Below are 13,995 nucleotides of genomic sequence, written 5' to 3' on the forward strand. Positions count from 1 at the left end.
CGCTGCAAAAGTAGTGATAAAAGTAGTATCCATAATGTATTATTTCATATTTTTGTATCCTTGAATAAAAAATTAACCGCCTATCAGAACACTGAAAACAACAGTACGCTGGGTAATCGGTATAGTATTGGGACTCTATATCGGAATAATTATATTGCTGAACATTCCTTATGTACAGCGCCAAATGTCCATGCTCGTAGCCAAAGAACTGAGTGCCATATTAAACAGCCAGCTCAACATAGGACGAATCAACATAGGGCTACTGAACAGGATTATCATTGATGACTTAATATTAAACGACCAATCAGGCAAGGAATTGTTGAAAATAGGACGCCTGTCAGCCAAATTCGAGATACTCCCTCTGTTCAACGGAAGAATCTCCATCGGAAACGTACAGCTATTCAGTTTCAATGCTAATCTGGAAAGAGCTACTCCTCAGGAAAAAACTAATTTCCAGTTTATACTTGATGCTTTTGCTTCCAAAGATACCCTTAAAGAAAATAACAATCTAAATCTTCGTATTAATTCGTTGTTGATACGCCGTGGAAAGGTATCTTATAATGTGTTATCAGCAAAACAGACCCCGGGAAAGTTTAATCCACAGCACATCCGTCTGTCCAATATTCTCGCCAATATTTCATTAAAGGCGCTTCAAAATGATTCAATCAATGCCGCCATAAAGCGAATGAGCGTTGAAGAAGAACACTCCGGATTTGAGTTAAAAAAACTGAGCCTTAAGATAGTAGCCAATAATCAACGGATGCGGATAGAAAACTTTACTATTGACTTGCCCAACACCTCTTTGGCAATGGACACTATCCGGATGGAATATGACAGTTTGGAAGCTCTTAGCAATTTCACCAATGACGTTCGTTTCTCATTCCGCATGTTGCCTTCGGAAGTCGCATTGCAAGACTTATCGGCTTTTGTACCCGCTTTTAAACCTTTCAAGGAGAAGTTGCAACTGGAGACAGAAGCTGTCGGAACAGTCAACCAACTCAACTGCCCGAAGTTACTAATCTCCGCCGGCAATCATTTTCTGCTGAAAGGTGATGTGTCCCTGCAAGACCTATCACATCCTCAGGATGCCTACATCTTCGGTAATCTCTCCAATTTATATGCTAATCCGGATGGAATCGCATTCTTAGTCCGCAATTTGAGTAAAGACTATAAAGAGGTTCCGTTAGCGTTACAACATTTGGGCACAGTGTCTTTCCGGGGAGAAATCTCCGGATATTTCACCGATTTGGTTACCTATGGAGAAGTGCGCACGGATATAGGTACCGTAAAAACAGACCTCAAGTTCAGTTCCGACAAAGAGAAAGGTTACTTCTCCTATTCCGGTGCAATAAAGACCACAGAATTTGAATTGAACAAACTGCTTGACAACGACAAATTCGGAAAAGTGACCTTCAATATGGATGTCAAAGGTAACCATTACACCCCCAAATACCCCACCATTACGATGAAGGGGCTGGTGACATCCATAGACTACAGTAACTACACCTATGAAAACATCGCTTTGGATGGAGAATACAAGCAAGGAGGCTTCAACGGAAACATATCGTTGGATGATGAAAACGGTACCATACTACTGAACGGTTCTATCAACACAACGGGCAAAACCCCGACATTCAATTTCCGCGCCGCTATCAACCATTTCCGCCCGAACATTCTCCATCTTACTCCTAAGTACAAGGACACGGAAATATCCGTAAAAATTAAAGCCGATTTCACCGGCAAGTCCATTGACGACATGAACGGTGAAATCAATATCGACAGCCTGCAATACTCTGCTCCCGACCACAATTTCTTCATGGATAACCTGCGCATTGCCGCTGGCTGGAACGATGCTCATCAGAAACGGCTGACCGTCAACTCCAGTTTTCTGCGAGGTGTGATTGAAGGAGACTATTCCTATCAAACCTTGCCTACCAGTGTACTAAACATCCTGCGATGCTACATCCCCGCCCTAATACTGCCAAACAAACAACTGCGGGAAACAGCAAACAATTTCTACTTCGATTTGCACATCTACAATACGGAGATATTGTCTACCGTATTCCAAATACCGCTGAAAATATACACCCATTCTACGTTGAAGGGTTACTTCAACGACAAAGCGCAACGGATACGAGTGGAAGGTTACTTCCCGCGACTGAGTTATGGAGAGAAATTCTTCGAGTCGGGAGTTATTCTCTGTGAAAATCCAGGCGAACAAATCCAAACAAAAGTGCGCTTCACCAATCGAAAAGCAACTGGCGCAGTAAATGTCTCCTTGGAAGCCAAAGCACAGAACAACCGGATACAAACTGTTCTCAATTGGGGAAACAGCAGTACCGTGACGTATAGTGGTAAGTTGGAGACAATCACGCAGTTCATCCGCGAGTCGGTCGAAAAGACAGGTAACGATAAACCGTACATGAAATCCCTTGCGCATACAGGTAAAAAAGCCATTCCCACCCTGAAAACAATTGTCAACGTTCAGGAGACAAACGTAATCCTTAACGATACTACATGGAAGATACACCCTTCGCAAATCGTAATAGACTCGGGAAAGATACACATCAACAACTTCTATTTCAGCCATAAGGAACGTCACCTGCAAATCAATGGAACTGTATCCGAACAGTTTCAAGACACGGTATACTTAAACTTGAAAGAAATAAATATAGGGTATGTATTCGACATAGCCAACCTGGGAGTCAACTTCAAAGGCGAAGCCACCGGTCCGGCATACGCCAGCGGAGTACTGAAAACCCCCGTGATGAGTACTGACCTACTCATCCGCAACCTCGGTCTGAACGAAGGGCTTTTGGGTGATGCCAACATCCACGGCGAATGGCATCATAATGTAAAAGGCATCTATCTAGATGCCCGTATCCGCGAAAAAAACATTGCCCGAAGCCATGTCTACGGCTATATCTATCCCATAAAGCCCACCAGCGCGCTTGACCTGCAAATCGAAGCCGACAACACCAACCTGAAATTCATCCACCACTATATGCAAAGCATAACGCCTGAATTTAATGGACGTGCCAGTGGTCATGTACATTTCTATGGCAAATTCAAGGCGCTGACAATGGAAGGTCACGTATTCGGCGACGCTTCCCTAAAGGTAGATGTACTCAACACCACTTTCTCCCTGAAAGACAGTATACTAATAGAACCGGGTGGACTTACTTTCCGTAACAATCGTATTTTTGATACGCAAGGACATCAAGGGCGCGCCAATGGTTACCTGCACTACCAACATTTCAAAGACCTAAAGTATCGTTTCCGATTTGATGTCGACAACATGCTGGTGATGAACACTAAAGAGTCTCCCGAATCCCCCTTCTACGGTATGGTATATGGAACAGGTAATGTCACCATAACCGGCAATACGACAAACGGAGTAAACATTGACGTAGCAATGACCACCAATCGAAACACCAATTTCACCTATATGAAAGAAGGCGTTGCCTCGGCAGTCAGTAATCAATTCATACGATTTGTCGACAAGACACCTCGCCGTATGCTCCGAGATTCCGTCATGCTCATGTCTGACTACGAACAGGCACAAAAAGAGGTCATGGGAAAAGAAAGCGATACTGACATCCGCCTGAATCTTCTGATAGACGCCACCCCGGATGCCACCATGAACATCATCATGGACCCTATTGCTGGCGACTATATCAGTGGAAAAGGCAGGGGAAACATCCGTACCGAATTTTATAATAAGGGAGATGTAAAGATGTTCGGCAGCTACCGTATCAGCCAGGGAGTGTATAAATTCAGCCTACAAGAAGTAATTCGCAAAGATTTCATCATCAAAGATGGAAGTACCATTGCTTTCAACGGAGCACCACTCAATGCCACTCTCGACATCCGAGCAGGTTATCTTGTAAATTCTGCTTCGCTGAATGACCTTGTTCCCGATGCCAACAATTACGTTAATCAAACCAACATCAAGGTAAACTGCCTTATGTCATTGACCGGACAACTCACCTCACCGGACATCAAAATGAGCTTGGAACTACCCAACGAACGCGATGAAGTACAAGCGCTGGTACGGAATTATATCCCTACGGATGAACAGATGAACATGCAGATACTCTACCTGCTGGGCATTGGCAAGTTCTATACCCCAGAGAATGTAGACGCTACCGGTAACTCCAATATGATGTCAAGCGTACTCTCGTCCACCCTTTCCGGACAGTTGAACAATGCACTTTCGCAAATTATCAACAGTAACAACTGGAACTTCGGTACAAACTTCAGTACTGGTGAAAAAGGCTGGACCGATATGGAGTTCGAAACGATGCTTTCCGGACAACTGCTGAACAACCGCCTGCTCATAAATGGTAACTTTGGTTATCGTGACAATCCAATGTCAAACACAAACTTTGTAGGCGACTTCCAAGCGGAATGGCTTGTAAACCGTTCCGGAGATATACGTCTGAAAGCATATAACGAAACCAATGATCGTTACTATACTAAGGCCAATCTTACTACACAAGGCATAGGTATCATTTTCAAAAAGGACTTCAACAAGTGGAATGAGTTGCTTTTTTGGAACAAATGGAAACTGAAAAGGCTGAAGAAGCAACAAATGGGAAAAAGCACATTTGTCACAGACAGTATTTCTCAAAAGAAATCCCGTCCGGAGATACAATCCAAACAGGAAAGAGAATAACAACATACACTTTCATGCCATTGTTAATCAACTATATATAACACCAACAAATATTAGCAGCTGTCAATTCCTCGCCATAACACCAAAAAACACCTTAAAGCAACAGTTGTATTTCATGGGGATAAAAAAATTATGGGTATGTATCAAAATGACATAACTTGTCTGTTTTAATTTTGACACACACCCATGAATTAACTTGTCTTACAAAATTAGAGAGAATTAATAAGAACGTGCAAATATCACACGGCAGACAGACGGCTTGCCCGTAACCATACATTTACCAGATTCTTTATCTCCCGGCACGAAAGAGTCGAACGGAATACAGCGAATAGTGGCTTTGGTTTCTTCTTTAATCTTCTCCTCTGTTTCGGGCGTTCCATCCCAATGAGCCAAAATAAAGCCGCCTTCTTCAATCTTTTCCTTGAACTCCTCGTAACTGTCTACTGCAGCAATACGGCTATTGCGATAATCCAACGCTTTCTTATAGACATTTGCCTGGATTTCCTCAAGCAGGTCTTTTACATACTCTTCAATACCATCGCAAGAACGAGTCTCTTTTTCCAATGTATCGCGACGCATCACTTCCATTGTATTGTTGTCCAAGTCGCGACTACCCATAACCAAACGAACAGGCACTCCCTTCACTTCGTAATCGGCAAACTTGAAACCCGGACGTTTGTTATCGGCATTGTCATACTTCACAGAAATACCCATAGATTTCAGTTTGGCTACGATACCAGCCACTTTCTCATCAATCTTGGCAAGCATTTCGGCATTCTTGTAGATAGGCACTATTACTACCTGTATCGGAGCTAAGTGCGGCGGAAGCACCAAACCGTTGTCATCAGAATGCGTCATGATAAGCGCACCCATCAAGCGCGTGGACACTCCCCAGGAAGTAGCCCATACATATTCCAACTTGTTTTCTTTGTTTACGAACTGCACATCGAAAGCTTTGGCAAAATTCTGTCCCAAGAAGTGCGAAGTACCACTTTGCAACGCTTTACCGTCTTGCATCATCGCCTCAATGGTATAAGTATCAAGAGCACCTGCAAAACGTTCATTAGCAGACTTCACTCCTTTAATGACGGGCATAGCCATGTATTTTTCAGCAAACTCACCGTACACATTCAGCATACGCACCGCTTCTTCTTCGGCCTCCTGACGGGTAGCATGCGCTGTATGACCTTCTTGCCAAAGGAACTCAGCCGTACGCAGGAACAGGCGGGTACGCATCTCCCAACGTAACACATTTGCCCATTGATTGCATAGGATAGGCAAGTCACGATAGGAGTTAATCCAATTCTTATAAGTATTCCAAATAATGGTTTCCGAAGTAGGACGTATGATAAGCTCCTCTTCCAACTTTGCAGCAGGGTCCACTACTACACCACCACCATTCGGATCATTCTTCAAACGATGGTGCGTCACCACGGCACACTCCTTAGCAAATCCTTCTACATGTTCCGCTTCGCGGCTAAGAAATGATTTCGGGATGAGCAAAGGGAAATAAGCGTTTACATGTCCCGTCTCTTTAAACATCTCATCCAACTGACGCTGCATCTTCTCCCAAATCGCGTACCCGTAAGGCTTGATTACCATACATCCACGCACAGCCGACTGTTCTGCCAAATCAGCCTTTACCACCAACTCGTTGTACCACTGCGAATAATTCTCGCTACGTTTGGTCAGATCTTTCAATTCTACTGCCATTCTATTTCGTTTTTAAAGTTTTCTATTCAAGTTCATTAAACGGATTGCAAAAATACAAATTTCTGTGCGAAAAGTATTTATTGTATAATCACTATTTTTTGCAGAGTACACAAATGCTGACTTTTTACACAAACACCCAAAATTTTCAGGCTAAATCAACAGAAAAAATGGTAACACTTCGTTTCTACGCCGGCTTGACCATAATGGAAGGCAACTCCATGCCTCTGCGCGTGGATATAAAAAAAACGAGCAAGTCCTTCCGAACTCCTCGCCTCGTGTAAGAAAAGCCCAAAAGGCTTTTCTTTCTTCTTAACGTCAAATTGTTGTTACCTAAAAATCAATCTTTCTTCTTACCTCTAAAAAACAAACTTCAATTACCTATCAAAACAACTATTAAAACCTTTTTTACCTTTACCTAATTACCTATTCTTAATTTATAAATCCATTTTATCAACTAATGCAATCTTTTTACCTCTAAACTAATAACCTTGTATTGAAAACTTACATTTTTAAATCTTTATGAGCAGTTTCACAACTGCACTACAAAGGTAAGTGTTTTTTCCGTGTGCGCAAACGGAAGCGGGAAAAAGTGAGTATCTTATAACATTGTTTTAGAGTTCAAGAGCCGCTTTTACACTTATAAACAAAAAACAAACCACCGGAATGCGTGGCATCCCGATGGTTGTTCCCTTTAAACACCTTTAAACAAAATGAAAAATAAAAGCCTGTTTTACATCTCCTCCAATAGTCCCCTAATGAAAAATATAGGGGAACAGGCTCTTATGGAGAAATGATTATTTTCTTGCTTCGGCAATGTAAGCCAACGCTTCCTTACACTTCTCCGTAACGTATGTCCAGTCTTCGGCAGCCACCTTATCGTTTGGAAAGAGCTTGGAACCCATGCCTACGCAGAAAACACCAGCTTTAATCCAAGAAGTAAGGTTCTCTTGTGTGGGTTCCACACCACCAGTCACCATTAACTTAGACCACGGCATCGGAGCCAAAAGACCCTTCACAAGCTTGGCACCCAATACATCACCAGGGAATATTTTGCAGAGGTCACAACCTGCTTCTTGTGCGAAACCTACTTCCGACACGCTTCCACATCCGGGAGTATAAGCAACGAGGCGACGATTACAAATCTTAGCAATTTCGGGGTTGAACAACGGACCTACGATAAAGTTAGCACCCAACTGCAAATAAAGCGCTGCCGTAGCAGGGTCTACAATAGAACCTACACCCATAGCCATTTCAGGACATTCTTTTGCCGCATACTTCACTACTTCGGCAAATACTTCGTGCGCAAAATCACCACGATTGGTAAACTCGAATGCGCGTACACCACCTTCGTAGCAGGCTTTTACTACTTTCTTTGCCACTTCTGCATCTTTATGATAGAATACAGGTACCATGCCGGTTGAACCGATTTTGTTCAGTACGGCTATTTTATCAAATTTTGCCATTTTACTGCTTTTAATAGTTATGCTGTCAAGTTTTTTAAACAGAAGAACAAAAGAACATTTTTTTAAGGAGCACTCTCGCTCTTCTGTCCTATCTTCTTATCGCTGAACACGCCCGCTTGCGTCACCTCCAGCCAAAGCTTCCACTTCTTCTACTGAAACAAGATTAAAGTCACCATTGATAGTGTGCTTCAAGGCAGAAGCAGCCACTGCGAATTCAAGGGCAGCTCCCTGGTTGGGCTTCGTAAGCAAACCGTGAATGATACCGCCAGAGAAAGAGTCACCACCACCTACGCGGTCAATGATGGGATTGATATCATAGCGTTTTGATTCGTAGAATTCCTCACCATTGTAAATCATTGCCTTCCAGCCGTTATGTGTTGCAGAAAACGATTCGCGCAAAGTAGAGATAACATATTTGAAACCGAATTCCTTAGCCATCGCCTTGAAAATACCTTTGTAACCTTCGGCATCCGTCTTACCACCTTCCACATCGGCATCGGGTTTGAAACCGAGACAGAGTTCAGCATCTTCTTCGTTGCCGATACATACGTCTACATACTGCATCAGAGGTTTCATGATAGACTGTGCTTTCTCTTTCGTCCAAAGTTTTTTACGGAAATTAAGGTCTACAGACACTGTAACTCCATGACGTTTAGCTGCTTCGCATGCCAAACGGGTAAGCTCGGCAGCCTTATCGGAAATGGCAGGAGTAATCCCCGACCAGTGGAACCAATCAGCTCCCTCCATAATGGCATCAAAATCGAAATCCGCAGCATCAGCTTCGGCAATTGAAGAGTGGGCACGGTCATAAATCACCTTGCTGGGACGCATGGATGCACCGGTCTCTAAATAGTATATACCTACACGGTCGCCACCACGGGCGATGAAGTCTGTCTTTACACCATATTTACGCAAAGCGTTTACTGCCGACTGACCGATTTCGTGCTTCGGCAATTTTGTTACAAAATAGGCATCATGACCGTAGTTAGCACAACTGACAGCAACATTTGCCTCACCGCCACCATATACTACGTCAAATGAATCGGACTGTACGAAACGAGTATTGCCCGGAGTGGACAGTCTCAACATAATCTCACCTAATGTAACGACTTTCTTTCCCATAATTCTATGTTTTTATTAAATATATGATTAAATTGACTCTTACAAATTATCATTGCATTTCCAAAAGGAGCTAACATCCTGATAAAATGCGGAATAAACAACAATAAAGTCCACCATCCGCATCTTTCGTGTGCGGGCACAAAGATACAATAATTTTCGTAATTACAAAAATTGTTATATATTTGTGGAGAAAATATTTAGATTATTATTGTGCACGAGCACAAGAGCGATTCATAGTAACAGCAACCTATCACAGATGGAAAGGATTCGAATCAAAGATATCGCCAAGATGGCGGATGTGTCGGTGGGGACCGTAGACCGCGTTATACACGGGCGTAGCGGAGTATCGGAAACCAGCCGCAAACGAGTGGAAGAGATATTGGAAAAACTGGACTACCAACCCAACATGTATGCCAGTGCATTAGCTTCGAACAAGAAGTACGCGTTTGCCTGCCTGCTACCGCAACATGATACGGGCGAATACTGGACCGATGTAGAGAGCGGTATACACGAGGCATTGACCACTTACTCAGACTTCAACATCACAGTGAAACTAACCTACTACGATCCGTACGACTACCACTCTTTTGCCCATGCGGCGTGTAACATCGTGGAGACCAGACCCGATGGCGTACTCTTTGCACCTACTGCCCCGCAATACACCACCCCTTTCACCAATGAACTGGAGAAACTACATATACCTTATATATATATAGACTCGAACATCAAGGAAGCACCCGCTCTCTCTTTCTTCGGGCAGAACTCGCACCAAAGCGGATATTTCGCCGCACGTATGCTGATGCTGCTTGCCGGCGAGGATGCGCAGGAGATTGTCATCTTTCGCAAGATAAACGAAGGCATTGTGGGTTCCAACCAACAGGAGCGACGGGAAGTGGGCTTCCGCCAGTATATGCTGGAACATCACCCCGCCTGCCGTATTTGGGAACTGAACCTGCACGCCAAACGCGACAGTGAGGACGCACAGATGCTGGACGACTTCTTCCGTACCCATCCCACCGTAAAGAACGGCATCACTTTCAACTCCAAAGCATACGTTATCGGCGAATACCTGCAAAGACACCAAAAAACAGATTTCAACCTTATGGGATATGACCTGCTGAAACGCAACGTGGACTGCCTGAAGGCGGGAAGTATCTTTTTCCTCATTGCACAACAGCCTACCTTGCAGGGATTTGATGGCATCAAAACGCTATGCGACTATCTGATTCTGAAAAAGGAAATAGCAAGGGAGAATTTCATGCCGATAGATTTACTGACAAAGGAGAATATCGAATATTATTATAATAAGTAAGGAAGATATAAAGAACGAAGAGTTATCGAACGAAACCAACTAAAAACATACTATATGGAAACAAAGTATCTGAAAATTAATCCTGCCGACAACGTTGCAGTAGCAATCACGACATTGGTTGCCGGCGAAAAGTTTATAGTAGACGGCAAGGAGATTGTCCTAAACGAGGATGTGCCTGCCGGACATAAGTTCGCTCTAAAAGATTTTAAAGAGGGGGAAAATGTGATTAAATACGGTTATCCCATCGGACATGCCTGCACTGCCAAATATCAAGGCGATTGGATGAACGAGGACAACATCAAGACTAACCTTGCCGGGTTGTTGGACTATACGTATAATCCTACGGAAGTAAACTTGGACATTCCGTACAAGAACCTGACATTCAAAGGATACCGTCGCAAGAATGGCGATGTGGGAGTGCGTAATGAAGTGTGGATCATCCCCACGGTAGGTTGTGTGAACGGCATCGCCAGCCAACTAGCAGAGGGCCTGCGGCACGAAACCGGAGGCAAAGGTGTGGACGCAATCATGGCATTTCCGCATAACTACGGTTGCTCTCAATTGGGAGACGACCACGAAAATACCAAGAAAATCTTGCGCGACATGGTGCTGCACCCCAATGCAGGTGCTGTACTTGTAGTGGGATTGGGGTGCGAGAATAACCAGCCGGATGTGTTCCGCGAGTTTTTGGGCGACTATGACACGGAACGCGTGAAGTTCATGGTGACGCAGAAAGTGGGCGATGAATACGAGGAAGGTATGACGCTACTGCGGGAACTTTACGAGAAAGCCTGCAAGGACGAGCGCGTAGACGTACCCTTGAGCGAACTGCGCGTAGGACTGAAGTGCGGTGGCTCCGACGGTTTCTCCGGTATCACAGCGAACCCGCTATTGGGCATGTTTTCCGACTTCCTTATCGCGCAAGGCGGCACAAGTGTACTGACGGAAGTACCCGAAATGTTTGGCGCGGAAACCATACTGATGAACCGCTGCCGCAACAAGGAACTATTTGAGGAGACGGTAAAACTGATTAACGACTTCAAGGAGTATTTCCTTTCACACGGTGAACCAGTGGGCGAAAATCCCTCTCCTGGAAACAAGGCAGGCGGCATCTCCACGCTTGAAGATAAAGCGTTGGGATGTACCCAAAAATGTGGCAAGAGCTACGTGAACGGCGTGCTCGCCTATGGCGAACGCTTGAAAGTGAAGGGACTGAACCTGCTTTCAGCCCCGGGCAACGATTTGGTAGCGGCTACTGCCCTGGCTTCGTGCGGATGTCACATGGTGCTATTCACCACGGGACGCGGAACGCCGTTCGGAACTTACGTACCTACCATGAAAATCTCTACCAACTCCACCCTTGCCAAGAACAAACCGGGCTGGATTGACTTCAACGCCGGTATCATTCTCGAAAATGAACCGATGGAGAAGACCTGCGAGCGGTTCATTGACTATATCATCCGCGTGGCAAGCGGCGAGTTCGTCAACAACGAAAAGAAGGGATACAAAGAGATTGCAATTTTCAAGACAGGGGTGACTTTGTAAGGCTGTTTTTATAAAAGTCCTCGGATAAGTCTCATCCATACTTTAAGATGTGCCAGAATTTTAACGGAATTTTGGTACATCTTGTTTTGTTTTACGCATCTTCAATTTCGTTTTAGATACTTTCCGTTTGGTAAAATCAAATAAACTTGTGTGCGCTCGACTTATTCGTATCTTTGTCGCCGATTTACTCAGAATATCGTTTTATAATTCCATAACAGAAAAGTATGTCTGCAGATACAAAAAACTCTTCCCTTTCTCCCAAGCCTACGAACGGCTGGTGGTCACTCAGTCCACTGGCGGTATTTCTTTGCCTGTATCTCGTCACATCGTTGCTTGCAAATGATTTTTACGCAGTACCTATCACGACAGCATTCCTGCTGTCATCATGCTACGCCATCGCCATTATGCGAGGAATGAAACTCGAGGAGCGTCTCCGACAATTTTCCACCGGAGCAGGCAACAAGAACATACTGCTGATGATATGGATATTCGTTCTTGCCGGCGCATTTGCGCAGAGTGCTAAGCAGATGGGAGCTATCAATGCCACGGTGAACCTCACCCTACACATCCTACCGGATAACCTGCTCTTAGCGGGTATCTTTATTGCCGCTTGTTTCATATCCCTGGCCGTAGGTACAAGCGTAGGGACTATTGTTGCGCTCACACCGGTAGCAGTGGGACTCGCAGAAAAGACAGGCATCGACCTGCCCTACATAGTGGCAGTAGTGGCAGGCGGTTCATTCTTCGGGGATAACCTTTCGTTCATATCGGATACCACGATTGCCGCCACTCGTACACAGGGTTGCTCCATGAAAGACAAGTTCAAGGTGAACTTCCTGATTGTAGTACCGGCGGCACTCGTGGTGTTAGGTATCTACATCTTTCAGGGACTATCCTTGTCTGCCGCCCCACAGGTACAAGAATTGGAATGGATAAAAGTCATCCCCTACCTCATCGTGCTGGGAACAGCGATAGCGGGGATGAACGTGGTATTGGTGTTATTACTCGGAATTTGCTCTACCGGTATTGTAGGGCTTTTCACCGGGACGGGGCTCTTCGATTGGTCTGCGGCACTGGGGACAGGCATCACCGGCATGGGCGAACTTATCATCATCACCCTGCTGGCAGGCGGAATGCTGGAAACTATACGCTACAACGGCGGAATTGACTTTCTTATCACCCGACTCACCCGCCACGTCACAAGTAAGCGGGGCGCGGAATTTAGCATAGCCGCACTGGTGAGCGTAGCCAACCTCTGCACCGCCAACAACACCATCGCCATCATCACCACCGGTCCGATTGCCAAAGACATAACCCACCGCTTCCGTATAGACCGCCGAAAAACGGCAAGCATACTTGATACATTCTCCTGCCTCGTCCAAGGTGTCATTCCTTACGGCGCGCAGATGCTAATAGCCGCAAAACTGGCGGGCATATCACCACTCAGCATCATAGAGCATCTGTACTACCCGTTCTGTATGGGAGTTTGCGCACTGGTGGCGATATTGATAAGGTATCCGAAGAAATATTCGGGAGAATCTTGAATTACGAATTTTGAGTTAGTTACTTTATACTTATGTACTGTACTATTTCCTATTTTTGTTCCACTTAAATGACAAGTATAAGATAATAAATCATAATTCTTAACTTAGAATTTAAATTCATCATTCAAAATTCGAAATTCTTTCCTACCTTTGCACCCGCTGTTACGAGTTAGCAGCATCATTCAAATCATTAACTAAAAAACATTTATTAAAAATGGCAACAAAAATCAGATTGCAAAGACATGGACGTAAGAGCTATGCTTTCTACTCTATCGTAATTGCAGACGTAAAAGCACCACGTGATGGTAAATTTATTGAGAAGATTGGTACTTACAATCCCAACACCAATCCTGCCACAGTAGATTTGAAATTCGACCGCGCACTCAACTGGGTGCTGAAAGGCGCACAACCCACAGACACTGTTCGCAGTATCCTCTCTCGTGAAGGCGTATACATGAAGAAACATCTTCTTGGTGGTGTAGCAAAAGGCGCATTCGGCGAAGCAGAAGCAGAAGCTAAGTTCGAAGCTTGGAAGAACAATAAGCAAAACGGTTTAGCTGCCCTGAAAGCTAAGGACGAAGAAGCAAAGAAAGCAGAAGCCAAAGCACGTCTCGAAGC

The 13,995-nt window shown here is 44.6% G+C and carries 7 protein-coding genes and 1 pseudogene (1 of these 8 cut by a window edge); 5 read left to right on the forward strand and 3 right to left on the reverse strand.

Annotated features, from left to right (window positions below):
• Window positions 1–184: 184 nt before the first annotated feature.
• Window positions 185–4,678: a translocation/assembly module TamB gene (locus QZ327_RS02765; RefSeq protein ID WP_294617010.1), complete on the forward strand. Its 4,494-nt coding sequence runs from the start codon at window positions 185–187 to the stop codon at window positions 4,676–4,678.
• A gap of 219 nt (window positions 4,679–4,897) precedes the next feature.
• On the opposite strand, the gene proS is transcribed toward QZ327_RS02765, so the two are convergent.
• From proS to QZ327_RS02780, 3 genes are all read right to left on the reverse strand, one after another.
• A complete protein-coding gene (gene proS, locus QZ327_RS02770; RefSeq protein ID WP_294616917.1) occupies window positions 4,898–6,391 on the reverse strand; it encodes a proline--tRNA ligase in 1,494 nt (497 codons plus the stop codon).
• A gap of 794 nt (window positions 6,392–7,185) precedes the next feature.
• Entirely contained in the window at window positions 7,186–7,854 is a 669-nt protein-coding gene (locus tag QZ327_RS02775; RefSeq protein WP_294616919.1) for a bifunctional 4-hydroxy-2-oxoglutarate aldolase/2-dehydro-3-deoxy-phosphogluconate aldolase, read from the reverse strand.
• Window positions 7,855–7,950: 96 nt separating this feature from the next.
• A complete protein-coding gene (locus QZ327_RS02780) occupies window positions 7,951–8,976 on the reverse strand; it encodes a sugar kinase (RefSeq protein ID WP_004294789.1) in 1,026 nt (341 codons plus the stop codon).
• 256 nt (window positions 8,977–9,232) lie between these two features.
• Here QZ327_RS02780 and QZ327_RS02785 point away from each other — a divergent pair, with 256 nt between their 5' ends.
• The 4 genes and pseudogenes from QZ327_RS02785 to QZ327_RS02800 form a co-directional block, all read left to right on the forward strand.
• Window positions 9,233–10,288, forward strand: a complete 1,056-nt coding sequence (locus QZ327_RS02785) for a LacI family DNA-binding transcriptional regulator (protein WP_294616920.1) — start codon at window positions 9,233–9,235, stop codon at window positions 10,286–10,288.
• Window positions 10,289–10,342: 54 nt separating this feature from the next.
• Complete coding sequence (locus QZ327_RS02790; protein WP_294616923.1) at window positions 10,343–11,833, forward strand: UxaA family hydrolase; 1,491 nt, start codon at window positions 10,343–10,345, stop codon at window positions 11,831–11,833.
• Window positions 11,834–12,057: 224 nt separating this feature from the next.
• A complete protein-coding gene (locus QZ327_RS02795) occupies window positions 12,058–13,377 on the forward strand; it encodes a Na+/H+ antiporter NhaC family protein (RefSeq protein WP_294616925.1) in 1,320 nt (439 codons plus the stop codon).
• Between the two features lie 214 nt (window positions 13,378–13,591).
• Window positions 13,592–13,995, forward strand: a pseudogene (locus tag QZ327_RS02800) (30S ribosomal protein S16); it runs 128 nt beyond the window's last position.

This window comes from uncultured Bacteroides sp., assembly GCF_910578895.1.
Taxonomy (GTDB): domain Bacteria; phylum Bacteroidota; class Bacteroidia; order Bacteroidales; family Bacteroidaceae; genus Bacteroides.

What these genes read in the sequence shown, in the direction of transcription:
- QZ327_RS02765 (WP_294617010.1), top strand. Translation starts at nt 185, where the DNA reads ATGTCCATGCTCGTAGCCAAAGAACTGAGTGCCATATTAAACAGCCAG.
- proS (WP_294616917.1), bottom strand. Translation starts at nt 6,391, where the DNA reads ATGGCAGTAGAATTGAAAGATCTGACCAAACGTAGCGAGAATTATTCG.
- QZ327_RS02775 (WP_294616919.1), bottom strand. Translation starts at nt 7,854, where the DNA reads ATGGCAAAATTTGATAAAATAGCCGTACTGAACAAAATCGGTTCAACC.
- QZ327_RS02780 (WP_004294789.1), bottom strand. Translation starts at nt 8,976, where the DNA reads ATGGGAAAGAAAGTCGTTACATTAGGTGAGATTATGTTGAGACTGTCC.
- QZ327_RS02785 (WP_294616920.1), top strand. Translation starts at nt 9,233, where the DNA reads ATGGAAAGGATTCGAATCAAAGATATCGCCAAGATGGCGGATGTGTCG.
- QZ327_RS02790 (WP_294616923.1), top strand. Translation starts at nt 10,343, where the DNA reads ATGGAAACAAAGTATCTGAAAATTAATCCTGCCGACAACGTTGCAGTA.
- QZ327_RS02795 (WP_294616925.1), top strand. Translation starts at nt 12,058, where the DNA reads ATGTCTGCAGATACAAAAAACTCTTCCCTTTCTCCCAAGCCTACGAAC.